The organism is Magnetofaba australis IT-1, from assembly GCF_002109495.1.
Lineage (GTDB): Bacteria > Pseudomonadota > Magnetococcia > Magnetococcales > Magnetococcaceae > Magnetofaba > Magnetofaba australis.
The window spans coordinates 745381-769460 of sequence record NZ_LVJN01000020.1; the positions used below are offsets into that span (position 1 = coordinate 745381).

At 63.8% G+C, this 24080-nt stretch carries 24 protein-coding genes; 17 read left to right on the forward strand and 7 right to left on the reverse strand.

What is annotated here, in order from left to right:
• Positions 1 to 13 precede the first annotated feature (13 nt).
• The 13 genes from MAIT1_RS15490 to MAIT1_RS15550 all read left to right on the forward strand — a co-directional run bounded on the left by MAIT1_RS15490 (position 14) and on the right by MAIT1_RS15550 (position 12807).
• Complete coding sequence (locus tag MAIT1_RS15490) at positions 14 to 2071, forward strand: PAS domain S-box protein (RefSeq protein ID WP_085444457.1); 2058 nt, start codon at positions 14 to 16, stop codon at positions 2069 to 2071.
• A 199-nt stretch (positions 2072 to 2270) separates the two neighbouring features.
• Positions 2271 to 2528, forward strand: a complete 258-nt coding sequence (gene rpsP, locus MAIT1_RS15495) for a 30S ribosomal protein S16 (protein ID WP_085444458.1) — start codon at positions 2271 to 2273, stop codon at positions 2526 to 2528.
• 35 nt (positions 2529 to 2563) lie between these two features.
• Entirely contained in the window at positions 2564 to 3091 is a 528-nt protein-coding gene (gene rimM, locus MAIT1_RS15500; protein WP_085444459.1) for a ribosome maturation factor RimM, read from the forward strand.
• A gap of 66 nt (positions 3092 to 3157) precedes the next feature.
• The gene (gene trmD, locus MAIT1_RS15505; protein ID WP_085444460.1) at positions 3158 to 3994 is read left to right on the forward strand and encodes a tRNA (guanosine(37)-N1)-methyltransferase TrmD; all 837 of its coding nucleotides are present in this window, start codon (positions 3158 to 3160) and stop codon (positions 3992 to 3994) included.
• 3 nt (positions 3995 to 3997) lie between these two features.
• Positions 3998 to 4345 (forward strand): 50S ribosomal protein L19, encoded by a 348-nt coding sequence (gene rplS / locus MAIT1_RS15510; protein ID WP_085444461.1) that lies wholly within the window; start codon positions 3998 to 4000, stop codon positions 4343 to 4345.
• A gap of 27 nt (positions 4346 to 4372) precedes the next feature.
• Positions 4373 to 5041: a ribonuclease HII gene (locus MAIT1_RS15515; RefSeq protein ID WP_085444462.1), complete on the forward strand. Its 669-nt coding sequence runs from the start codon at positions 4373 to 4375 to the stop codon at positions 5039 to 5041.
• A gap of 466 nt (positions 5042 to 5507) precedes the next feature.
• On the forward strand, positions 5508 to 6050 hold the full coding sequence (cobO, locus tag MAIT1_RS15520; protein ID WP_085444463.1) for a cob(I)yrinic acid a,c-diamide adenosyltransferase: 543 nt from the start codon (positions 5508 to 5510) through the stop codon (positions 6048 to 6050).
• Between the two features lie 83 nt (positions 6051 to 6133).
• The gene (locus MAIT1_RS15525) at positions 6134 to 6619 is read left to right on the forward strand and encodes a response regulator (protein ID WP_085444464.1); all 486 of its coding nucleotides are present in this window, start codon (positions 6134 to 6136) and stop codon (positions 6617 to 6619) included.
• A 48-nt stretch (positions 6620 to 6667) separates the two neighbouring features.
• Entirely contained in the window at positions 6668 to 7660 is a 993-nt protein-coding gene (locus tag MAIT1_RS15530) for a FecCD family ABC transporter permease (RefSeq protein ID WP_085444465.1), read from the forward strand.
• On the forward strand, positions 7657 to 8430 hold the full coding sequence (locus tag MAIT1_RS15535; protein ID WP_085444466.1) for an ABC transporter ATP-binding protein: 774 nt from the start codon (positions 7657 to 7659) through the stop codon (positions 8428 to 8430). The genes MAIT1_RS15530 and MAIT1_RS15535 overlap by 4 nt, the downstream gene beginning before the upstream one ends.
• A 65-nt stretch (positions 8431 to 8495) precedes the next feature.
• Complete coding sequence (locus MAIT1_RS15540; protein WP_198947917.1) at positions 8496 to 9866, forward strand: DegQ family serine endoprotease; 1371 nt, start codon at positions 8496 to 8498, stop codon at positions 9864 to 9866.
• 35 nt (positions 9867 to 9901) lie between these two features.
• On the forward strand, positions 9902 to 11008 hold the full coding sequence (locus MAIT1_RS15545; RefSeq protein ID WP_085444467.1) for a TRAP transporter substrate-binding protein: 1107 nt from the start codon (positions 9902 to 9904) through the stop codon (positions 11006 to 11008).
• Between the two features lie 71 nt (positions 11009 to 11079).
• Positions 11080 to 12807, forward strand: a complete 1728-nt coding sequence (locus MAIT1_RS15550) for an ATP-binding protein (RefSeq protein ID WP_143814878.1) — start codon at positions 11080 to 11082, stop codon at positions 12805 to 12807.
• Here the strand turns inward: MAIT1_RS15550 and MAIT1_RS15555 are convergent.
• The 3 genes from MAIT1_RS15555 to MAIT1_RS15565 are packed head-to-tail and all read right to left on the reverse strand — an operon-like array spanning position 12804 to position 15151.
• Positions 12804 to 13709, reverse strand: coding sequence for a cobalamin-binding protein (locus MAIT1_RS15555; protein WP_085444469.1), 906 nt, complete (start codon positions 13707 to 13709; stop codon positions 12804 to 12806). The two genes, MAIT1_RS15550 and MAIT1_RS15555, sit on opposite strands and share 4 nt — an antisense overlap.
• Positions 13706 to 14665, reverse strand: coding sequence for a hypothetical protein (locus MAIT1_RS15560; RefSeq protein ID WP_085444470.1), 960 nt, complete (start codon positions 14663 to 14665; stop codon positions 13706 to 13708). The genes MAIT1_RS15555 and MAIT1_RS15560 overlap by 4 nt, the downstream gene beginning before the upstream one ends.
• Positions 14666 to 14695: 30 nt before the next feature.
• A complete protein-coding gene (locus tag MAIT1_RS15565) occupies positions 14696 to 15151 on the reverse strand; it encodes an NUDIX domain-containing protein (protein WP_085446062.1) in 456 nt (151 codons plus the stop codon).
• Between the two features lie 161 nt (positions 15152 to 15312).
• Between MAIT1_RS15565 and MAIT1_RS15570 the strand changes: the two genes are divergently transcribed.
• Entirely contained in the window at positions 15313 to 16425 is a 1113-nt protein-coding gene (locus MAIT1_RS15570; RefSeq protein WP_085444471.1) for a hypothetical protein, read from the forward strand.
• A 347-nt stretch (positions 16426 to 16772) separates the two neighbouring features.
• Here MAIT1_RS15570 and lipB read toward each other — a convergent pair whose 3' ends face one another.
• The 4 genes from lipB to alr all read right to left on the reverse strand — a co-directional run bounded on the left by lipB (position 16773) and on the right by alr (position 21007).
• Complete coding sequence (gene lipB, locus MAIT1_RS15575) at positions 16773 to 17444, reverse strand: lipoyl(octanoyl) transferase LipB (RefSeq protein ID WP_085444472.1); 672 nt, start codon at positions 17442 to 17444, stop codon at positions 16773 to 16775.
• Entirely contained in the window at positions 17444 to 18310 is an 867-nt protein-coding gene (gene lipA / locus MAIT1_RS15580) for a lipoyl synthase (RefSeq protein WP_085444473.1), read from the reverse strand. The genes lipB and lipA overlap by 1 nt, the downstream gene beginning before the upstream one ends.
• 307 nt (positions 18311 to 18617) lie before the next feature.
• Positions 18618 to 19832, reverse strand: coding sequence for a DHH family phosphoesterase (locus MAIT1_RS15585; protein ID WP_085444474.1), 1215 nt, complete (start codon positions 19830 to 19832; stop codon positions 18618 to 18620).
• A 53-nt stretch (positions 19833 to 19885) separates the two neighbouring features.
• The gene (gene alr / locus MAIT1_RS15590; protein WP_158089540.1) at positions 19886 to 21007 is read right to left on the reverse strand and encodes an alanine racemase; all 1122 of its coding nucleotides are present in this window, start codon (positions 21005 to 21007) and stop codon (positions 19886 to 19888) included.
• Between the two features lie 382 nt (positions 21008 to 21389).
• On the opposite strand from alr, the gene MAIT1_RS15595 reads away from it, so the two are divergent.
• The 3 genes from MAIT1_RS15595 to MAIT1_RS15605 all read left to right on the forward strand — a co-directional run bounded on the left by MAIT1_RS15595 (position 21390) and on the right by MAIT1_RS15605 (position 23938).
• Positions 21390 to 21929 (forward strand): DUF4142 domain-containing protein, encoded by a 540-nt coding sequence (locus MAIT1_RS15595; RefSeq protein ID WP_085444476.1) that lies wholly within the window; start codon positions 21390 to 21392, stop codon positions 21927 to 21929.
• A gap of 22 nt (positions 21930 to 21951) precedes the next feature.
• The gene (locus tag MAIT1_RS15600; RefSeq protein ID WP_085444477.1) at positions 21952 to 22605 is read left to right on the forward strand and encodes a Crp/Fnr family transcriptional regulator; all 654 of its coding nucleotides are present in this window, start codon (positions 21952 to 21954) and stop codon (positions 22603 to 22605) included.
• Positions 22606 to 22690: 85 nt separating this feature from the next.
• The gene (locus MAIT1_RS15605; protein ID WP_158089541.1) at positions 22691 to 23938 is read left to right on the forward strand and encodes a cytochrome-c peroxidase; all 1248 of its coding nucleotides are present in this window, start codon (positions 22691 to 22693) and stop codon (positions 23936 to 23938) included.
• The last annotated feature ends 142 nt before the right edge of the window (positions 23939 to 24080 follow it).

Here is a 24080-nt window from a genome sequence, read left to right on the forward strand (position 1 = left end):
AGGCGGAAGCGCTATGGATGAGTCGATCATCGGGCGGGTGGAGATCTTCTATGGGGTGAAACCCGCGCCGCTGTGCAAGGCGCTGGGCGACTGCCCCATTGAAGAGGCGGAGCCTGGGCAGACGCTGCTGCATCCGGGCATGCGTTCGCCGCACCATATGTATGTGGTGCTGGAAGGGGAGGTGGCGATCCACTTTGATGGACCCGATGAGCCGCCATCGCGCTTTGCCCGCCCCGGCGATACCGTGGGCGAGCTCTCCACGCTGCTGGATACGCCCCCCAACGCCACGGTCAAATGCCAGCGCCCGGCGCAGTTGCTGCGCATCGATCAGGATGTGCTGCACCGCGTGACCAATCAATTCCCGCTGATCTCACGCAATCTGGTGGGGCGCGTCTCCTCCTGGCTGAAGATGAACACCGCGCAACTGGTGGCGCGGGAGCATCGGCTCATCGAGCAGGAGAAGCGGCTGCGCGCCGTGGTCGACAGCACCGTCAACGGCATTCTGATTATTGAAACCGATGGTCAGGTGAGCGCCTATAACAATGGCGCGCAGCGGATTTTTGGCTTCGCCGCTGACGAGGTGGTGGGGCAGTCTGTGGAGTTTCTGCTGCCGTCGCCGCCCTTTACCAATTTTGATGACTATTTCCGCGCGCTCAAACCCGACCATCTGGCTCTGGGGGAGGGGTTGGTGTGCAGTGCGGTGCGCAAAGATGGCGTGCGCATTCTCACCGAATTGCTGGCCAGCGAAGTGCGCTACCAGGACAACCGTTTCCTCACGCTGGTGGTCAACGACATCACCCGCCGCTTCGAGGCTGAGCGCGCCGAACAGCGTCTGCGCGACGCCATGTCGCGCTACGTGCCCGACGCTTTCCTGGCGCTGCTGGGCAAGACCAATATCATCGATGTGCGCCCCGGCGATGGCGTGGTGCGCGAAATGACGGTGCTGTTCTCCGATATCCGCGATTTTACCGCCTTCTCCGAGACCCGTTCGCCGCAGGAGGTGTTCGAGTTCATCAACGACTACCTGGACGCGGTGGAGCCGGAGGTGACCAGCACAGGGGGGGTGGTGGACAAGTATATCGGCGACGCCATTATGGCGCTGTTTCCGCAGCAGGCCGATGACGCGGTGGCGGCGGCGCTGGGCATGATCAAGGCGCTGTCGCGCTTCAATGCGCGCCGCGCGCGCAACGGCGAGCCGGAAGTGCGCACCGGCTATGGCGTCAACACCGGCACGTTGATGCTGGGCGCGGTGGGCAACCGCGAACGCATGGACGGCACGGTGATCGGCGATGCGGTGAATCTGGCCGCGCGCCTGGAGGGGATGACCAAGCTCTACAAGGCGCCGCTGCTGATCAGCCATGACGCCATGCTGGCCATGCGCAAACCCGAAGCGCGGCGCATCCGCTTTGTCGATGTGGTGGCGCCCAAAGGGCGCAGCATGCCCGCGTTTGTGTATGAAGTGTATGATCATGAGAGCGCAGAGTTGCGCGCGCTCAAAGATGAGACGCGCCCTCTGCTGGAACGCGCCATCGCGTTGCACCATCTGGGCGCCCACCAGCAAGCGCTCAATCTGCTGGGGCCGTGTCTGGCGTGTTCCGGCGATGAAGATCCGGTGGCGCAGATCTACCGTCAGCGGGCGATGGATGCGCGGCGCGAGGCGATGCCGGCGGATTGGGATGCCGGGTGGCGCGACGAGATGGCCACTGGGCTGACGGAGATCGATGCGCGGCATCAAGCGCTGTTTGCCGAAGCCCAGCGTCTGCGCGCGCTGTTCCTGGGATCCAGCGAGCATGATGACCTGTTCGGCGCCACCGGGACGTTTGAAGATATGGCACACGACTGCTTCCTGGCCGAGGAGCTGCTGATGCGTCAGAACGGTAATGTCGGCCTGGATGAGCATAAGGCGCGCCACGACGCCTTCCGGCGCGATCTGAGCAATGTGCGGCGGGAGATCGTCACTCGCGTGCGCGATCCCGCTTACCTCTATCTGCGCCTGAAAGTGCTGGCCTACGACTGGTTCGCCAACCACATTCATCACTGGGATCAGCCCATGGGTCGGCGCTTGGCGTAGCTTTTTCGTTGGCGGGCCTGTTTCAGGCTTGACTGTGGCCGAATAATCCCTATTATTGCCTGATTTTCCCGGATGCCCCCCGGAACCGTCGGCTATGCGCGCCAGAGTGTGCGAGCGAGCTGGGCGGGGACTCATCGCTGCTCTGAGGGCTATCCGCGCTGTGCGCGGGGCGAGCAGCCAGAAAACAGAGGACATTCCCATGGCTGTTCGTATCCGTTTGCAACGTCGCGGCTCCAAAAAGCGTCCCTTCTACGCCATCGTCGCCGCCGAATCCACCATGCCCCGTGACGGTCGTTTCCTGGAAAAATTGGGCACCTTCGACCCCCGCAAGGAAGAGTTCGCCGAGCAGGTTGAACTGAAATCCGAGCGCGTGGAGCATTGGTTGAGCGTGGGCGCCAAACCCACTGAAACCGTTGCCAAAATTCTGAAAAAAGCGCAGGAACAGGCGGCGGCCTAATCCTGCTGACCCTGCGATCCAGCGGAATCGAGCCCATGAGCGGGAACGACGAGCGGGTGACCGTGGGCGAGGTGATGGGCGCCCTTGGCGTACGCGGCGAAATGCGCGTCAAGCCCCTGACCGAAGAGATGACCACACTGCTGGCGTTTGACGCGGTGTGGGTGATTCCTCCTGAGGGCGCGGCGTCCAGCAAACCCTATCTGGCGCGCGTCACAGGCGGGCGTCGGCATGGGCGCGGTCTGGCGCTGCAGCTGGAGCGCGTGACCGATCGCAACGCCGCCGAAGCGCTCTACGGAGCGCGCTTGGAGGTGGCGCGCGCCGATCTGCCCGCGCCCGACGAAGATGAGGTCTACTGGCTGGATCTTATCGGCTGCGCGGTGGTGGACGCCGACAGCGGCGCAAACCTCGGCGTGGTGGCGGATATGATGTCCACCGGGGCCAATGACGTGATCGTGGTCAATGGCCCGGATGGCGAGCGGCTGCTGCCGTACATCGCCGATGTGGTGATCGAAGCCGATATGGAGACGCGCACGGTGCGCGTGCGTCCCCTGCCGGGGATGTGATTCGGGCGGGCGGCGCGTCAGCGTGGTTGTGAATGCCGTCTGTTTGTGAATGCGGGACCGGGCGAGATGAGCGCTTTTACCATTCTCACGCTGTTCCCGGAGATGTTTGCTCCCCTGGAGCATTCCATTCTCAAACGGGCGCGCGATGATGGTAAACTGGCGCTGAATCTGATTCAGATCCGTGATTTCGCCACCGATCGCCATCGGCGAGTGGATGACGCTCCCTTCGGCGGCGGTCCGGGCATGGTGATGAAGCCCGATGTGCTGGAGCGGGCGCTGGATGCGGCGGTGGTCGCCCAGGGTAAGGGGCGGGTGATCTATCTGTCGCCGCAGGGGCCGAAGTTTGATCAGGCGACTGCGACGCGGTTGGCTGGGGAAGAGCATCTGATCCTGCTGTGTGGTCACTACGAAGGGCTCGATGAGCGCTTTGTGGCGCAGCGGGTGGATGAGGAGTTGTCGCTGGGAGACTTTGTGCTCACCGGCGGGGAAATTCCGGCCATGGCGGTGGTTGACGCGGTGGCCCGATTGATTCCCGGAGTCCTGGGCGATGCGCAGAGCGCTGCCGAGGATTCGTTTGTGGAAGGATTGCTCGATCACCCTCACTACACGCGCCCCGCCCACTGGGCGCCGCTGAGTGAGGAGGGCGTCGAATCGGGACGGGAGGAGGCCATCATCCCCGTCCCCGACGTGTTACGGTCGGGCGATCACGGCGCTGTGGCGCAGTGGCGGAGACGTCAGGCGCTGTTGCGCACCTTGATCCGGCGCCCGGAGCTGATCGGCGTAGCGCGACTCGATAAACACGAGACGCGCTTGATCAAAGCTCTGGCCGCTGCACTGGACGAGTGGGAGACTGACCGCGAACCTGATGCCGGGCAGGCCGGGATGCGGCGCAATGAGGATTGAACGATGAATGAACTCCAGGCTTTTGAACAGAAACAGATTCAGCGCGAAGCGCCCGTTTTCGGCGCTGGCGATACCCTGAAAGTCCATGTGAAAGTGGTCGAAGGCGCCCGCGAGCGGGTGCAGATCTTCGAAGGCGTGTGCATCGGCCGCATGAACGCCGGTCTGCGCTCCACCTTCACCGTGCGCAAGATCTCCTTCGGCGAAGGCGTGGAGCGGGTGTTCCCGCTGCACTCCAACCGTCTGGAGAAGATCGAAGTGGTGCGTCGCGGCGATGTTCGTCGCGCCAAGCTCTACTATTTGCGCGGCCGCACCGGTAAGGCGTCCCGTATTAAAGAGAAGCGCGACTTCTAATCGTTTGCTCGCCTGAGTACTGCGATTATGACGCGCAAAGCAGTGCAGAGCGCGCGCCCGGATCTCACTCTGGAGCGCGCGCTTTTTGCGTCCGGCGTCCAGCGCATTGCCGGTGTGGACGAGGCCGGGCGCGGACCGTTGGCCGGCCCCGTGGTGGCCGCTGCGGTGATCCTTCCCATTGGGCCTGACTCCCAGGTTGACGACCTTCCCGCCGGACTCAACGACTCCAAAAAACTCACGGCGATTCAGCGCGAGGCGCTGTTCGAGCAGATTCAAGCCTGCGCCCTGGCCATTGGCGTGGGTGAGGCGTCGGTGGCGGAGATCGACGAGATCAACATCCTCCACGCCGCCATGCTGGCCATGCATCGCGCGGTGACGGCTCTTCCCTTTGCCCCGGATTCTCTTCTCATTGATGGCAACCGACTGCCAAAGGAACTACCGTGCCCGGCGCAGGCGGTGGTGAAGGGGGATGCGCGTTCGCTCTCCATTGCGGCGGCGTCGATCATCGCCAAGGTGACGCGGGATCGCATTATGACGGCGCTGCATGCGGAGTTCCCCATATATGGTTGGGACCGCAACAGCGCGTATGGGGTGGCGGCGCACAAGCAGGCGATGGCCGAGCATGGGGTGACGGAGCATCATCGCAGAAGCTTCAGGCCGGTGAGGGAGATCCTGGAGCGGTCCGGCGAAGAGTAAAAGTGTGTGCGTGAGGTGCGGCAATCTTGCGCTGACTATTGGCCTCCGGCTGGCCGGAGGCGGGATTCTTAAGGGTCTGTGACCCTTAAGCGGGTCCAGGGCGGCGCCCTGGCGGGGTTTGGGGCAGCGCCCCAATATCTTTAGTCTGTAGGCCGTTTCCCCTTGAGCAAAAGTAGAGCCAGCAAAAATCCGCAAGAGAAGCGCAACGACTGAACCAGCATAGAGGCAGACAGGGAAACGGCGGTGAGTGATCTGTCGGCGCAGCCGTCAGGAGCGAATGCCGTCGGGCCGGCGGCCAGGGAAAGCCAGCCAATGTGTGCGGGAAAGCCTGTATTCTCTGCATCCACAGAACGCAGCCACGCCAGCCAGCATTTCCCAGCCGTTGACGCCAATCTCTGGCAAGGCGCTCCAAGATCTTATAATCTTTTCAGACTCACATGGAATCCCCCAGATCCGAGATGCGCCCATGAACGCAGAATCCGCAGACAGACGTCGTGGCCTGGTGCTGCTCAACACCGGCGATGGCAAAGGCAAATCGTCGAGCGCCATCGGCATGGTGTTCCGCGCGGCGGGCTGGAACATGCGGGTGTGCGTGATTCAGTTCATCAAGGGCAAATGGAAGACCGGCGAGGAGCGGGCGGCGGCCAAATTCGACAATGTGGAGTGGCACGCCCTGGGCGACGGCTTCACTTGGGATACGCAGAACCCGGAGCAGGATCGCGCCACCACGCGCCAGATCTGGGAGTTTGCTCAGGAGAAGATCGCCAGCGACGCCTACGATCTGGTGCTGCTGGATGAGATCATCTACTGCGTGGGCTACGGCTGGCTCACAGGGGAGGAGATCGCCGAGTTCGTGCGCCAGAGCAAACCCGAGCGGCTCCATCTGCTGCTCACCGGTCGCAATGCGCCGCAATCATTGATTGACCTGGCCGACACCGCCACTGAGATGGGGCTGCTCAAGCACGCCTACGAGCAGGGGATCAAGGCCGCCAAGGGGATTGAGTTCTGATGCGCGCTCTGAGCGTATTGCCGACGTCGGCAGGCGGAAACGTTTTGCCCCCCTTTGGCGAAATTCCAAATGGAGCGTGAGGTATGAACAGATCCCAACCGCACATTCTCATCGTGGAGGATGATTCCGATACCGCAATACTGACGGCCAAAAAGCTCAATAGCGCCGGGTATGAGACCACCATTGCCGCCAGTGGCGAGGAGGGCGTGGAGAAGTTCGCCGCCAATGCGCCGGACTTGGTGCTGATGGACGCCAACCTACCCGGAACCAATGGTTATGAGGCGACCGAGCGCATCCTTGCGCTCCCGCAAAAGCGCCATGTGCCGGTGATCATGGTCACCGGCATGGATAGCGAGGATGCTGTGGAGCAGGCGTTCCATTCCGGCGCTGTGGAGGTGATCCTCAAACCGGTCAATTGGGCGATCTTGACCAATCGCGTGGCGATGACGATCAAGTATTACAATCTGCAGCGGGATCTGGCCTTTGCGCATGGCGAACTCAAGCGTCAGATGGGTGAAAAAGAGGCTGAACTGGTGTTGGCCAACGCCCTGCTGGAAGAGCAGGCGTAATCAATCCATGACGTCAGCGCGCCACCGGATGCCCCGGCATTGCGCGGCATGAGCGCGCCTTCCCCCGTTCTGGCGCGTTGGCCGCTGCTCGTCATGTTGGCGTTCATGCTGTGCGCGGCGCTATTGGCGTCGCTGGCCCATGGCAGCGTGGCGATGTCGCTCGGGGAGAGTTGGCGCGCACTCCTGGGACAGGGCGATGCGCTGCATCAGGAGCTGATCTGGAGCCTGCGCCTGCCACGCGCCTTGGCGGCCGTGGCGGCGGGCGGCCTGCTGGCGCTGGCCGGGGCGCTGCTGCAGGTTCTACTGCGCAATCCATTGGCCGATCCCTTTGTGTTGGGCGTCTCTGGCGGCGCCGCCAGCGCGGCGCTGCTGGCGCTGCTGCTGGGCGCGGCGGCGTGGGTGGTGGAGATCGCCTCCCTGGGCGGCGCGTTTCTGGCCATGACGCTGGTGTTTGGCTTGGCGCGCGCGCGCGGCGCCTGGAGCCCGACGCGGCTGCTGCTCACCGGGGTGGTGATGGCGGCGGGATGGGGCGCGCTGATCAACCTGCTGCTGGCGATCAGCCCCGACGCCCATCTCAAGGGCATGCTGTTCTGGCTCATGGGCGACCTGGACAACGCCGAGCATCCCGGTTGGGCGTTGGCGGCGCTGGCGCTGGGCCTGCTGCTGATCTGGCCTCAGGCGCGGGCGCTCAATCTGCTGGCGCGGGGCGACAACCACGCCGCCGCGCTGGGAGTCTCCACCGGCGCATTGCGCATTCTTCTCTATCTCATCGCATCACTACTCACGGCTGCTGCGGTCACCACGGCCGGTTCAGTCGGCTTCGTCGGGCTGGTGACGCCGCATCTGCTGCGTCTGGCCGGGCTGCGTGATAACCGTCTGCTGCTGCCCGCCTGCGCCCTGGGCGGCGCCACGCTGCTGCTGCTGGCCGACCTGCTGGCGCGGGTGGCGATTGCGCCGCAACAGTTGCCGGTGGGGGTGATCACCGCCTTCCTCGGCGTGCCGCTGTTCCTGATTCTGATGCGTCGCGAGGGCGGCCAATGAGCGGCGGCCTGAAGGTGACAGCGGCGGATTTGCGCATTGGCGACGTTTGTGTGTGTGAGAATCTCACCTGGGAGGTCCTGCCGGGCGAGCGTTGGGCCATCCTGGGACGCAATGGGGTGGGCAAAAGCACGCTGCTGCACGCGCTGGCCGGACTCAGGCCGCTCAACGCAGGGAGCGTAGCGTTGCAGGGGCGCGAACTCGCCAATTGGCCGCGTCGCTTGTTGGCGCAACGGCTGGGAGTGCTGTTTCAGCAGAGCGAATCGGCGTTTCCCGCCACCGTGCTGGAGACCGCCCTGGCAGGACGTCACCCGCACCTGGGGCTGTGGGCGTGGGAGGGGCAAGAGGACTACGCCTTGGCCCGGCGCGCACTGGAGGCGGTGGGGTTGGCGGCAATGGAGTCGCGCGATGCGCGCACCCTCTCCGGCGGCGAGCGCCGACGGCTGGAGATCGCCGCTGTGCTGACGCAAAATCCGCCCTGGCTGCTGCTGGACGAACCGGCCAATCACCTGGACCTGCGCTATCAAATCCGCATCCTTGAGCAACTCTCCGGCTGTGTGGATGAGAGCCGCAGCGGCGGCCTGGCCATGGTGCTGCACGATGTGAATCTGGCCCTACGGGTGTGCAATCGCTTTCTGCTGTTGTTTGGCGATGGGCAGTGGCGCGCAGGCGACGCCGCCGCCACGCTCTCGGCGCAGACGCTCTCGCAACTCTATGATCACCCCATGCAGGCGATTGCGACGCCGGGCGGGCCGCTGTACCATCCTCAATGAGCCGGAATCCTATGGTGAATCACCTCATGCTCCGGCGCAGATATTCTGATGGAGGGCAAACGACGATGAGTATGCATAAGCGTTGGGCGCCGCGCGCGGCGGTGTTGTTGGGGTTGTTGTTGGCCACGCCCGCCTGGGCGGGGCTGCCGGTGGCGGTCAATGGACAGCCGTTGCCCACTCTGGCGGACATGCTGGAGAACGTCACCCCCGGGGTGGTCAATATCGCCACCAGCGCCAAGGTGCAGGTGCGCCAATCGCCCTTCTTCAGCGACCCCTTCTTCCGCCAATTCTTCGATCTGCCGCGCTTGCAGATGCGCGAGCGCACCCAGCGCAGCCTGGGCTCCGGGGTGATCATCGACGCCAAGCGCGGCTACATCCTCACCAACCACCACGTCATCGACAAAGCCGACACCATCACCGTCACCCTGCGTGATGGCCGCAGCATGAAGGCCAAACTGGTGGGGGTGGACCCGGAGACCGATGTGGGGGTGATCCAGGTGGAGCCCAAGCATCTGCATCAGGTGCCCATCGGTCGTTCCGGCGAGCTGCGCGTGGGCGACTTCGTGGTGGCCATCGGCAACCCCTTCGGCCTGGGACAGACGGTCACCTCCGGCATTGTGAGCGCGCTGGGCCGCACCGGGTTGGGCATCAAAGGCTATGAGGACTTCATCCAAACCGACGCCTCCATCAATCCGGGCAACTCCGGCGGCGCGCTGGTCAATCTGCGCGGCGAGCTGATCGGCATCAACACCGCCATTCTGGCCAAGGCGGGCGGCAATGTGGGCATTGGCTTCGCCATCCCCATGGATATGGCGCAGCGCATTCTGGCGCAGCTCATCGAGTATGGCGAAGTGCGCCGAGGTCTGCTGGGGGTCAAGGCGCAGGATCTGACCCCGGAGCTGGCGCAAGCATTCGGGCTGGCCATGGATCACGAGGGGGCGCTGGTGACGCTGGTGAGCAAGGGCTCTTCAGCGCAGAAGGCGGGATTGCGGCAGGGCGACGTGGTGACCCATATCGACGATCAACCCGTGCGTGATGCGGCGCATCTGCGCAATATGGTCGGACTGCTGCGGGTGGGCGAGCGAGTGCGCATGACCATCCTGCGCAAAGGCGTCAAGCAGACGCTCTCCATGGTGGTGGCGGAGCCGCGGCATCAGAGCGCCAAAGGGGACGATATCGACCCGCGCCTGGGCGGCGCCACGCTGGAGCTGCGCGAGAATGAGCAGGGCCAGATGTTGATCACCGTGGCCAAACTCACTGCGCGCAGCGCGGCGGCGCGTTTGCAACTGCTGCCCAAGGATGTGATCCTGAGCATCAACAAACGGCCGGTGAACGATTTTGAGCAGTTGAAGCAGGCGATGCAGAGCAACGAGCGCGAAGTGCTGTTATCCATCCAACGCGGCGCGCGTCGGTTTTCCATTCGTGTGCGCTTTTAGGGCGCGCGCGTAACCAATTTCCCCAGGGGGTGAGCATGAGCCAAATGGATCAGGAAGCCAAACGCAGCGGGCGTCGTGAGGTTCTCAAAGGCGCGGTTGCAGGTGCGGCGGCGGCGACGCTGGGCGCGCCGGGCGTCGCCAGCGCGGCCAAGAAGATCAAATGGAAAATGGTCACCACATGGCCCAAGAACTTCCCCGGACTGGGGGTTGGCGCCAATAATCTGGCCAAGCTCATCAATGAGATGAGCGGCGGTCGCATGCAGGTGAAGGTGTATGGCGCCAAGGAGTTGGTGGGCGCATTCGAGGTGTTCGACGCGGTCTCGCGCGGCACTGCGCAGATGGGCCACGGCGCCGCCTATTACTGGAAGGGCAAGCACCCGGCCACGCAGTTCTTCGCCGCGGTGCCGTTTGGCCTCAACGCCCAGGAGATGAATGGCTGGCTCTACCACGGCGGCGGTCTGGAACTGTGGCAAAAGGTCTACAAGCCGTTTGGCCTGATCCCCACCGCCATCGGCAACACCGGGGTGCAGATGGGCGGCTGGTTCAACAAGGAGATCAAAAGCGTTGAAGACCTCAAAGGTCTGAAAATGCGCATCCCCGGGCTGGGCGGCGAAGTGCTCAAGCGCGCCGGCGGCGCGCCGGTGAGTCTGCCCGGCGGCGAGATCTTCCCCTCGCTGCAGTCCGGCGCCATCGACGCCACCGAGTTCGTCGGTCCTTATAACGATCTGGCGTTCGGTCTGTACAAGGCGGCCAAATTCTACTACTACCCCGGTTGGCATGAGCCCGGCACCACGCTGGAGTGCATGATCAACGAAAAGGCCTTCAACGAATTGCCCGGGGATCTCCAGGCCATCGTCAAGGCGGCGTGTCAGGTGGCCAATCTGGACATGCTCTCGGAGTACGTGGCGCGCAACAACACCGCTCTGGACGCCCTGGTGAAGACCCACGGCGTGCAGTTGCGCCGCTTCCCCGATGATGTGCTCAAAAAGCTGAAGGATCTCTCCGACGAGGTGGTGGGAGAGATCGCCAAGGAGGATCCTCTCTCCCAGGAGATCTATGACTCCTTCCGCGCCTTCCGTGACCAAGCTACGGCGTGGCATGAGGTCTCCGAAAAGGCTTATCTGGAAGCGCGCGCTCTGTAATTCTGGCGTGAGGCGCACAGGAGCCCGCGTTGCGGGCTCCTTTTTTTGACTCATTTGGTCGGGATGACGGCATGGGATGGCGGAGCAGAGGGCGCCTCGGCGCTGGCGTGGTTGTGGCGCTGATGATGAGCGCCTGCGCGGGCGACAACCCGGCGCTCAAGGCGTCTCAAGGGTTGCGCGAGGCGGGCGATTACGCCACAGCGCAAAGCCGCTTAGAGGCGGCGCTTAAAGAGTCGCCGGACAACGACGCCCTCAAACAGGCGCTGAATCTCACCCGTCTGCAATGGGGCGGCGCGCTGGTTGAGCAGGCGCAAACTCAGGCCGATGACGCCGCCCAGCCGCTGCTGCCGCGACTGCGCAGCGCGTTGGAAAAGCTGGAGCAGGCGCAGTCCCTGGCGCCGCAGCAAGCGGCGTTGCAGCCGACTTTGCAGAGCATCGCCACCCAACGTGAAGCAGCGCTGGCGCGGCAGCGCGCCTGCCGCGCGGCGGCGGAGGCGGGCTTGGCTGACGCCGAGAAGCTGGAAGCGGCGCAGAGCCAGTTGAACGCTTGTCTGGCCGATGATCCCGATAACCCCATCCTCAATGGGTTGGCGCGGCAGGTGCTGCCCAAGTGGCGCGCGCGCGCGCTTAAGTCGATTACCCAGGCGTTGCGCGGCGGACGTGAAGAGCAGGCGTTGTCTCAGGCTCAGGCGGCAGTGGGCATGGCGCCAAACGATGCGGAACTGGGTGAACTTCTGAGCCGCGCCGAGCGCGCGCTGGAGATGAGCGTGCGCTTGGGGCTGGTGTCTGATCTGCTGGATCAAGGTCGCGCGGAAGACGCTTTGGCCGCCTATCGCCCCCTGCTGGGACGCGCCTATGCCCCCAGCGAGCGGCTGGCGTGGCGCTTGGAGGAGCTGGGTGAGCGTCTTGGCGGCCAGCTCTCCGAAGCGGGTGAGGAGGCGCTCAAGGCTGGGCGCGTCGGTCAGGCGGCGCTGCTGCTGCAGGGGGCGGTGGACGCTTCGCCTTCGCAGCGTTTTACCTCCCGGGTGGGGCAGTTGCTGTTGGCGCTGGCGCGCATGGCTGAGGACGCCCGGCAGGACAAACGGCCCGGCGCTGCCTGGTTGGCCCTGCGCGCGCGGCAAAAGCTGGCGGCGCGGGGCGTGGATGATGGCGCGCAGTGGATTGAAAAGATGTGGGCGGAGTTGGCGGCGCGCAACGGGCGCGCCCTGGCGGTGGCGCTGCTGGGGCAGGAAGGCGCAGACGCCGATATCGCTGCTCAGTTGCGCCAGATGCTGGCTGCGCCCTCCACGGGCGTGACGCTGATTGACCCCACGCTTGTGACCAGCGCGTTGCAGCAGGCGGGGGCAATTCCCGCCTGGCCCGACGCCGCCGCGCTGACGCTGCTCACTGTGAGCGCCCCGGCCGACTACTGGGTTTTCGCGCGCCTGGCGCGGCCCATTACCGCGCCGCCGTCGGCGCCGGGGCAGCAGCCGCCAGCGGTGGCGGAGCCGACGCATCTGCGTGTGCATGTGGTCCGCGCCGCCGATGGCGCGGTGGTGGTGGATGAGGCGTTCGCCTTCGCCGCACAGACGCGCCCGACGCAAGCGGCGGCGCAGGCGATCAGCGCAGCGGTGGGCGGCGACTCTCAACAGGTCGCCCAAGAAGCTGAGGCGCTGGCGCAGAAGAGTCCCGCCCAGGCGCTTGAGCGCATGGCCGATGCATTCTATCTGGCGCGCCATGAGGGCGCCTCTGCGGATGATCAGGCTGTATTAGAGCGGAAGATGATGACGTTGGCGCAGCGGGTTTGGCGAAGAGATTAGCGCTGTATGGCGCGGCGCGCCTGCGCCAGCGCCGCGCAGATCAGCGCCATCCCCTCCACCGCGCGCGGACCGTGGCGCTGAATGAGGTCGGGCGGGATGTGAATCAGGTGTCCGTCACGCACGGCGGGCAGCGATTTCCACCGCTTCCAGTCGTCCAGCCACTCGGGGCGGGCGGCGTCCATGCCGCTGGCCAAAATCACCTCCGGCGCCCTGGCCACCACCGCCTCCACGCCGATGCGCGGGGTGAGCGCATCCAACTCGCCAAAGACATTCTTGCCGCCGCAATCGGTGATGATCTGCCCAATCAGGTGGTCGTCATTAACGGTGATCAGCGGCTGATTCCACACTTGATAGAATACCCGCAGCGGTTTGGCCTGGCGATATTGTGCGCGTAGCGCGCGCCACTTGGCCAGAAAGGCGTCGGCGGCCTGCTGGCTCTGCTGGGCATGGCCGGTGAGCGCGCCCAGTTGACGCAGGGCGCGGGCGATATCGACAAAGCGCTTGGGATTGGCCACGTAGTAGGGGATGCACAGGGACTCCAACGCCCGCACCAGGGATTGCGGGTTGCCCTCAGCCCAGATTACCGCAAGGTCTGGCCGCAATGCGGCGATGCGTTCGATATCCGGCTTGTGATAGCCGCCCACTTGCGGGAGTCTCTTGGCGGCGGGGGGATAGTCGCTGTAGTTGACCACCCCCACCACCTGCTCGCCTGCGCCTGCGGCAAACAGAATCTCGGTCAGATGTGGGGCCAGACTCACCACCCGCTGGGCGGGGGCGGGAAGGGCGATGGGGCGATTGAGGTCATCTCTGAGCGGCGCGACGCCGCTCGTCTGAGTCTGCGCTTGGGCAGGCGCGACAATGCAAAGAGTCAGCGCCGCCAAGAGTACGGAAAGCCTGCTCATTGGCCGAACAGCTTGAGCAGATCCACGCCGCGCTGCAACAGCCCATCCTTGCCCCCTTTGGCGGATTTGGCGTTCTGGCCCTTTGCGTTTGGCGTCCGCCCGGCCAGCAGATCGCGGATGATGGCGAGCATCTCCTGTTGCGTATTGCGCGGTACGGCGTCGTGGTGGACGGCGCCTACGGAGCGTTGATCACACTGCTGCGCGCCGCAGGGGGTGAAGGCGCCGTCGCTGGCGTAGTCGAACGGGAACGCCTCCTGGGTCTGCCAGCGATTATAGAAGTAGCGCACGTTGCCTGGCACGCCGCGCCCGGTGATGGCGCTGCGCAGGCCCGCACCGCCCACCGGGTCCAACACGGCGGCGAAGAGGATGGGGCGGCCGGTGAGCGAGAGCAGCTTGGCCACCGAGTCGCCGCCAAAGGAGTGGCCGATGAGGATGACGCGGCGCTCCGGCGGCAGGTTGAACAGGTATTGGCTCGTCTCGCGCAAGAATCGCTCGTCGCTGCCTTTGCGCATCTGCCCCATCACCGCGTTCATATCGCCGTTGAGCACGGCTTGGATATTCTGCATGTTGAGCAGGGAGGTGAACGCGTCCATGCCCGATTGCAGCGGTTTGGCGATGTAGTCATTGGGGTTGAGGGTGACTTTGAAGCCCTGATCGCGGGCGGTCAGAGCGTTCCAGGGCGCGCTGTAGTCGGTGTAGGCGCGTCCGCTCAATCCGCGCAGGGCCACGGCGGGGAACTCGACCCCGGCGGCTTTCAAACCATCAATCAGCTCATGCATCTCATGGGCGCAGCAGTCGCCGTAGCCATCCACCAGAATCGCCACTGGGCGATTGGGCGCGGTCATGTCCGGTGCAGGGGCGTTGGACGCTTTGGCGTCGTCAGCCGCCTGGGCGGGCAGGGGCGTGGCGAACCACAGAGTGACGGCGGCGATGAAGCCGAGTAGACGAAGGGTCACAGGCGCGCTCCTTGCGCAGGATTTGGCGGCTTAGCTGCGTTGATCAATGGGCGCGGCCAGCGGCGTGATACTGCCATCACGGCGCCATTGGCGGTAGTGTTCGAGAATCAGCGCATGGTCGAACGCCAGCGGCGTGGGCGGGTTGTCCGGGTCGACGATGACCACGCTCTTGGCGTCGTCGGCGGCTTCGGGCTCGCCGTGGGCTTCGGCCACATAGACTGCGCTGACCGTGTAACCGCGATTGTCCCGCGCCGGGTGCGAGTAGATTCCCAGCAGCGCCTTGAGAGTGACGCGGCAGCAGGTCTCCTCTTCGGCTTCGCGAATGGCGGCGTTTTCGCAGTTCTCCCCCTCATCCACAAAGCCGCCGGGGATGGCCCAGCCATAGGGCGGGTTTTTGCGTTCGATTAGCACGATGGGGCGGTCGGGGCGGTCGGCCAGTTCGATGATGATGTCAGCGGCGATGAGCGGGGTCACGGGCTTGGGCATGGCGGGCTCCTGCGCGGTTTCTTCATGATGAAAGCCAACCAACATACCGCGTTCGCCACCCATGAACCAGTTGCGCTGAAAGCCCGGGCAACGCCGTCGCATTGACATCCTGCGGGAGTCGCGCTTTTCTGAACGCCGTTGTCACAGCCAAGGAGATGAGCATGTCGCCACCGTCTGACCACAAGGGATCTCCCAATAAACGCCCCACCGTCACTGCGGGCGGCGGGCCTTTGGTGATCATGGTCATTGCCGCAGTGGGCGCGATTGGCTTCTATGGCTGGATGAAATGGGGCAATCATGGCGGGGAGGATCTGGTGGCTCAGATGGAGCGGCAAGCCGCCGTCACGCCCGATGACCAGCCGGACCCGGATCCTCGCAAGGAGGTGGCGGCGCTAGAGAAGGAGTCCGGCCAGAGCGCGGCGCCGGTGTATGACGATGCATTCGATAGAGTGGATCCAGAGAAGCATGCCGAGGAGAGTGGACTGCCCCTGCCTGAGACTGTTTCCCAGGAGGCGTTTGACAGCATGCGCGGGCTTTCGCCCAAGCCGTGGGACGTGAGCGGGGAGAATGCGCCCGATTATCGCATTGAAGCCGATGCGCTCATGGGCTTTCTGCAGGACTCCGAGCGCGGCGAACTGCCCGCCGACGAGCCAATTCTGAACGGGAATAAGCCGTTTACCTGGCTCACGGATAGCGGGCTGCGCGGTCTGTTCCTTAACCAGAAGCTCACCCGTGAGAACCTGGAAGCGCTGTTGGGCATCTCCATGTATCGCGCCGGGCCCCACCCGCCGCCGCGCATCATCGCCGACGCCACCGAGAGCTTCGGCTATTACAATCCCGCTTTTGTGCAGAGTCTTGCCACCCAGTTGGAGGTGGCGGCGGAAAACGTCGCCCTGCGCGCCGTGGCGCAGCTCTACTATGACGCCCATCTCAAGCCCATTGCGCGCGCCTACGCCGGGGCGCGGGCGATTCTGGATGCGACGGAACTGCTGCCGCAGATCAATCAGATCAAGGCCGACTATATCGCCGCCATGCGTGAAGGAGCCCTGGAGCCCGGCGCGTTTGGCAATCCGCCCTATATGGCGCTGCTGGAGCTCTCGCGACCGTTGGAGGAGGCGGGGTTGGATCCCTATGACAGCGTCACCGGCATGGGCTTCTGGGTGCGGCGGGAGTTGGATGGAACCGCGCCGCAGTTCCGCGCCTTGATGGAGCGCGCTCTGGCGCTGTTCGATCCGCAATTTGGCGTGAGCCTGAAGGTGAAGAAGAGGTCGTAACTGGGGTGTGGGGTTTGTACCGCACACACGGGTTGGCTCTCCCCGTTGGCGGCCTCTACGGCATTCGCTCCTGTCGGCTGCGCCGACAGATTGCTCACCGCCGTTTCCCCGACGGCCTCCTCGCGGGCGCGTTGCTCCAAGCGCGCTCTTGGCTTCTTGCCTGATCCACCTTGGTTCAATGGGAAACGGCTTACGGCTTAAAGATATTGGGGCTCCGCCCCAAACCCCGCCAGGGCGCCGCCCTGGACCCGCTTAAGGGTCACAGACCCTTAAGAATCCCGCCAAATTGCCTTTGGCAATTTGTCCCCTGACTTAGCGCTTGGCCGACCTCTTTCCCGCACACACTTCTACTCCGGAGCGGGCTCGTCCAGGTCCGTCTGGAACGCCTCCTTGAACGCCTGCAGAAAACGCCGCTCCAGCGCCGCTCGTTCCAGCTCCACGCCCTCTTTGCGCAACGACGTCACCTGTCCGCCCATCTGCCCACACGGCACAATGCCCGCAAAGTGCGCCAGCGCCGGGTCATGGTTCAGCGATAGCCCGTGGTAAGTCACCCCGCGCTTGATGCGCACCCCCAACGCGCCAATCTTGGCGTCCCCCACCCAGATGCCCGGACCATATTCATCCCGGCGCGGCGTCAAACCCAGATCGCCCAGCAGCGTTAACAATGTCTGCTCCAGCCGCGCCACATGCCCCTTCACCTCAAAGCCGTTGGGCGCTAGATTGCACAGCACATAGGCTACCAACTGACCGGGGCCATGGTAGGTCACCTGTCCGCCCCGGTCCGTGGGGATGATGGGAATGCGCGTTCCATCCTCTTGGACGCGGCGCAATACGTCGGTCTCCGAGCCGTTGCGCCCCACGGTGTAGACCGGGGGGTGATCGGTGAGAATCACTGTGTCGCCGCGCTGCCCGGCGATGATCTCATCCACCCAGCGTTTCTGCGCATCCCACGCCGCCAGGTAGTCCCAGCCGGGGCGGCGCAGCACAGTGAAACGGTGGGGGCGGTCGGACCACGCCATCAGGCGTCGCCTCGATGCAGCTCGCGGGCGTGGAAGGAGGAGCGCGCCAAGGGGTGACAGGCGACTTTCTCAAAACCCCGGTCCAATGCTGCGCGCTCCAGGCGCTCGAACGCCTCCGGCTCCCAGTAGCGCAGCACCGGATGATGCGACTCGCTGGGTCGCAGATATTGGCCCACGGTCAGATAGGTCACCCCGGCGGCGCGCAGATCATCGAACACCGCCAGCACCTCGGACTCCTCTTCGCCCAGGCCCAGCATGATGCCCGATTTGGTTTTGATGGAGGGATCCAACTCGCCTGCGCGTTTGAGCACGGCCAGGGAGAATGCATAGCTGGAGACTGGGCGCACATCGGCGTAGAGGCGGGGGACCGTCTCCACATTGTGGTTGAACACGTCGGGGCGGGCGGCGATAACCTGCTCCAGGGCTCCCTCTTTATTGCGGAAGTCCGGTGTGAGGACTTCTACGGAGGCTTGTGGCGTTGCGGCGCGCAGCGCTTCGATGCAGCGGGCGAACTGGGCGGCGCCGCCGTCGTCCAGGTCATCGCGGTCCACTGAGGTGATCACCACGTGATTCAGATTCAGGGCCCGCGCGGCTTCGGCCAAGTGGGCGGGTTCGTTTGGGTCGATGGGTGCGGGGCGGCCCGTCTCCACGTCGCAGAAGGCGCAACGGCGGGTGCAGATGCGCCCCAGGATCATGAACGCCGCCGAGCCCTCATGCCAGCACTGGCCGATGTTGGGGCAGGTGGCCTCTTCGCACACGCTATGCAGCTGTTTGTCGCGCATGAGGGCGCGCAGACGCAGGTACTCTTTGGAGGTGGGCGGTTTGACTTTGAGCCAGCGCGGCTTGTTGCCGAGAGGGTGGGGCATAGGAATAGGTTCTGTCTGTTGGAGGCTATAAACGCGGAGTGAAAGAGTGCTCCCAGCCAGACAGGTGGCAAAGTCGGACATTTATGGCCGACTTTGACGGGGTCTGGGGGCCGCGCCCCCAGCGGGTGTGGGCGGAGCCCACGGTGTGGCTGTTGACCTTAGGGGAGTTTGAGGGCGCAGCCCTCAATATCTTTCATCTCCCCATAGTAACCATGACCGATCTTGTTGAGCCATTGGTCTTAGGGGGAGATTGAGGACGCAGCCCTCAATATCTTTTCGCTTCCAATCTGCTCTTAAGAGCGCGCAATTAAACCGGCGCGCGCGTCTCTTCCAAACCCAGTTTGGCGAAGAACTTGCCGCGCACCTTGGCGTTATAGGCCTCCCACTTCATTTTCGACAGCTCGAAACTGTCCATGCCGGAGAGGAAGCCCAGCGGGATCTCAAACCCGCCCGCGTTGGCTTTGCCGCCGCCATAATACTGTCCGTTGGCCGATTTGCCCAAGGCTTCCTTAAGAAAAGCGTCCGGGGCCACCGAGTGCTTGGTGGTGCGCATGGAGCCTTGAATGGATTCGGCGCCATCCTCGTGACTGACGATGCCGTAGACGATGGCGGTGTGCACCGAGTCCTCGGTGAGGAGAAAGTCCGCCGCCTGGGGGATGGCGTCGCGATCCTCGGCGCGGATGGCGCCCACCCCCGAGAGGCTGAAGCCTTCGCGCACCACCCGATTGGCCAGCGCGGCGCGGATCACCTCCATGACGCGGTGGTTGCGCTGCTGGTGCATGATCTCCTGCAACACGTCGGCGTCGTAGAGAGGTTGCAGGAACGCGCCGGCGGAGAAGTCCAGGGACTTGGCGTTGATCATGGAGCCGGTGTCGGAGATGATGCCGTGCATCAGCGCGGTGGCCAGCCGACGATGCTCCGACTTGGAGGTTTTGAGCGGCATGATGCCGTCCATGAAGTAGCTGGTCATGATGGTGGCGCAGGCGCCCACTGGACGCAGATCCATCAACGGGGCTTCCAGACGCTGCTGGTTGGCGTGGTGGTCCATCACCGCCAGCACCGGCACGCCGAGTCGCTCGAATGGCTCGGTGAGGGCCGAGGTGGTGCCCTGGTTATCGACGAAGATGGTGGCCGAATAGCGATCGGCGGGGATCAGCTCCGGGTTCTCCACCCGCACCAACTCGATATCCAGCATATTGGTCAGGGCGATGTTCTCCTGATGGCTGATGCGCCCGCCATAGAGCATGTGCGCCTCAATGCCGAACGCTTCGGCCAGGATCACGTAGGCAAACGCGCAGGAGATGGCGTCGGGATCGGGAAAATCCTGCACGATCACCGCATGGCGCTCGCCCTCACGACCGGATAGCAGCTCTTTGAGTTGTTGGGTGCGACTGATGCCGGTCTCCCCCATGACACGCTCCGCTTTCGCCTCGGGCTCCGGCGAATGGTCGTCGTTGACCGGCGCGGTATCGTCGGTCGGATTGTTCAGGCCCTCTTCAGGTGCATCGACAATTTGTTCCATTATCTTAGCCTTTTTTCCGGGACTGCTAGGGGATCGGGGCGTCTTGTGTCGTTTTATGCTCCGCCAATGTACTGTATCGGATTATAGCGTCCGGCCATGAGATTGATGTCAGTGTGCACGCTCTCATAGCGATCGGCCATCTCCTCAAAGGTGACTGTCAGGCCATCGGCTTGGCCGATGAGCGTCACCGGGTCGCCCCACTGCGGCGGCGGATCCAGGTCGGTGACGTCGAAGGTGGTGACGTTGAGCGAGACCCGCCCGGCCACCCGGCACAGTTTCCCGCTGATAATCGCTTCGCCTTTGTTGAACAGGGCGCGGGGATAGCCTTCGCCGAATCCTACCGGCACAGTGGCCAAAACGCTCTCGCGCTCGGTGACGAAGCGCGTGCCGTAGCCCACGTCATGCCCGGCGGGAACCCGCGCCACCCCGGAGATGGCGGTGCGCAGCGCCATGATGGGCTTCAGTTCAGGCGGATTGTCGAACGCCTGGGAGGTGCGCACCCCATAGCAGGCGGCGCCCACCCGCACCATGTCGCCACGGCGTTCCGGCATGCGCCAGGTCCCGGCGCTGTTATGGGTGTGAATCAGCGCATCAGGCGGCAGGGCGTCACGGGATTGTTCAATTAGAGTATCGAAACGGCGTAACTGTTCACGGGCGTGGTTCAGATCCGGCGCATCGGCGTTGGCCAGATGGGTCATCACGCCGACGATTTTCACACCTGGCAACTCGCGGATCTCCCGCACCCCTTCGGCGTCATGATAGAGAAAGCCGCCGCGCCCCATGCCGGAGTCGATCTTCACATGCACCGGCACCGGCAGGCCGCGCCGCACCCCCAGCCGGTCCAGAAACACGCTGGCCTGCTCGCCTGCGGCCAACTCCTCCACATTCCACTGCAGCGCCTCCTCCAACTCTTCGGGCAGGCCGGAGCGCAGGCGCATGATGGGGATCTGCGCATCAATGGTGCGGATGGCGGCGATCTCGCCATTGGTGCAGACGCCCAGGCGGTCGGCGCCAGCGGCGATGGCGACTGGCGCCAACGCTGTGATGCCGTGGCCATAGGCGTCGGCCTTGAGCACCACGCACACTTTGCTGGGGGCGACGCTCTGTTTGATGAAGCGGATATTGGCGGCGAACTGGTCCAGGTCCACCGTCACAGTCATGGGGTGATGAGGCATGGCGCATCCCATAGGCGTGAAAACTGGGCGCTCGTGGCGCGGTCGGAATCCTTAGCAGGCTGCTGAAACAGCAGCCTGCGCGTGGGCCAGGAAGGCCCACCAAAATCAACAGAGGGTTTTATCCTGTTGATTTTGTGAGGTCAGTGAAAACCGCGTTTTCGCTGACCGTCGCTGAAAAGGCCATGGATGGACTTTTTCAGCATCCTGTTAGTGTAATGCGAAATCGAAAAATCCCCAAACAGTTCGCCGCAATACCAAATGGTTGGGAGAAAAAATGGTGAAATCGTCGTTGTGTGATATCGGTCACAGAGCCGCGAGGCGGGATTCATTACCATGACCTCACTGGCGGCAAACGCCGCAATCCATCCATGAGGAGAGAGAGATGAATCGAATCCGCCGCGTGTTATCCCTGGCCGCCCTGGCCACGGGAATACTGAGCGCGCCCCTGGCGCAGGCCAGCAACTTGAGCGATGCGACGATCTACGCCATCTTCGATCAAGCCAACATGGCCGATATCGCCAGCGGGCGTCTGGCCTGGGCCAAGAGTCGCAATCCCGAGGTGCGGCGTTTGGCCAAGATGGTGATCACCGATCATACGGCGGTGCAGCAGATGGGCCGCGACATCGCCAAACAGATGAACGCGCTGGGGACGCCGCCCGCAGGCGACGCCAGTTGGAGCCAGATGGCGCAAACCCTGGAGCGGCTCGACAAGCTGGAGGGCGCTGAATTTGACGCCGCCTATCTGCGCCATGAGATCGGCTTCCATGCGGCGGTGATCAACGCCATCGATACGGTGCTGCTGCCCGCCATTGAGGATGCGCGGTTCAAAGGGCTGGTGCGGAAGGTGTTGCCGGGATTTCAGCATCATCTGAACGAAACCCGCGCCGTGGCTGAGAAGCTCGGCGTGACGCAGATCCACTGACCACAGGATTGAGAGTTTAGCGATGGCCGACGCAACCCAACAGATCAGCGACCAGTTGAGTGACTCCGGGCGCGCGCTATTCCGGCAGCGCATGGTCAAGCATCTGCTGCCCATGGGGAGTATGGCGCTCAATCGCGGCGATGAAGTCTCCGGAGCCTACTTCGTGCTGCGTGGGGAGCTGCGCGTCTTCACCATCACCCCCAATGGCAAGGAGGCGCTGCTCTACCGCATCCGCCCGGGGGAGACCTGCGTGCTGGCCATCAACAGTCTGTTTCAGGAGTTGCCCTATCCCGCCTGGGTGCGCGCCGCGGCGGAGACACAGGTGGGGGTGCTCTCCGGCGCCGCTTATCGGCAACTGTTCGCCCATGAGTCGGTGATTCAGGAGATGACGGTGGCGGCGCTGGCGCGGGCGGTGTTCGGCCTGATGGGACAGATAGAACAGAGCCACGCGCTCACTGTGGAGCAGCGCTTGGCCGGATTGCTGCTGAATTATGCCGACGCATCGGGGCGGGTGGCGATGACGCAGCAGGCCATGGCCGATGAGATTGGCGCGGCGCGGGAGGTGGTGGGACGCCATCTGTCGCGATTTGCCCGCGATGGAGTGACCCGCAGTGGGCGCGGGGCTGTGACGATTCTGAGCAAGGAGAGGCTTCACGCCATTATGGCGGACGCCTGAAGAGAGAGGAATGGCCCGAAGAGGCCGGTTCGCAGAGTGTTTGATAACTAAAGAGATCAACCTTTGTCTGATGAGGAGAGTGGTCATGATCGCCATCCTGCCATTATTGGGCGCAATTTTGATTGTCGCCATGATCGCCTCGCTCCTGGTGTGGAGCGATCTGTGTCGCATGAGTTCACGGGGGCGGCGCCGCTGCGTGGTGGGCAGCGCATTGATGGGGGTGGGGCTCGTGGCTCTGAGCATCAAAGTGGCGGCGGTGTGGTGGATCGAGGACGCTTTGGCGCAATCGCGCGGGCCTGTTGCCCCCATTGCGTCGCGTTTGCACAGCGTGGATTGGCGCAACCCTATTGCATCAAAATCGCCAGGGCGGTTTGAAACGGTTTCCTGGCGCGCTCTGCCCGCGCGCGCGACAGATCCGCTGGATAACCCCACAACCGTCGACAAGGCGACATTGGGTCGGAAGCTGTTTCTGGATCGCCGTCTGTCGCGGGATGGCTCCGTAGCCTGCGTCGACTGCCACGCTTTGGATCGCGCCGGGGTGGATGGGCGCCCGCGCTCCCTTGGCGTGGATGGCCAAGTTGGTGCGCGCAACGCCCCCAGCGTGTACAACGCCGCATTCCTCTCTCGCCTGTTCTGGGATGGGCGCGCCGCCTCCCTGGAGGAGCAGGCGTTAGGGCCCATCGCCAATCCGGTGGAGATGGGGGTGGAGGATCTGAATCGTGTGCTGGCGCGGTTGCGGCGGGATGCGGAATACCCCTCTCTGTTCGCGCAAGCGTTCTCAGGAGAGGAGTCGATCACACAGACCAATCTGGCGCGCGCATTGGCGGCGTTCGAGCGCACGTTGATTCAGAATCAGACCCGCTATGATCGCTTCGTGCGCGGGGAGGGGGAGTTTACTCCATTGGAGAGGCGGGGGATGCGGCTATTTCACTCCGTGGGATGCCGTCAATGTCATCAAGACCCCACCTTCAGCGCGGCGGGACGTATCGGCGCCGTGGGCGCGTATCGGCCTTTTCCGCGCTATGGCGGCCATGCCATCGTCGCGCGCTACGCGCTAACTGAGGATGCGGGCAACGCCATGGGGCGTCAGGGCGTCTGGCGCGTGCCATCGTTGCGCAATGTAGCGCGCACTGCGCCCTATTTTCACAATGGCGCAGTCACGGAGTTGGAGGAGGCGGTGCGGATCATGGGCTTGGCGCAGCTCAACCGACAGTTGAGCGAGCAGGAAGTTCGCGCGTTGTCAGCATTTCTGCGCACGCTTTCCGGTTCGTTGCAACAGGAAGATCTTGGGTTGTTGAGTGGTGAGTCTATAAAGCGCAGCAATGACATGTAGAATAGGGTGGGCAAAAATTCTGCGATTTCGCTGTAAAAACATACTCTCCATCCGATTTTTGCAGTATGGTGGAAGTCGTTTGTGCAAACTTCATTGCCGACGTTCCCCGTGACTGCCTTAGCTGGCGCTTGCCGCGTGTTTA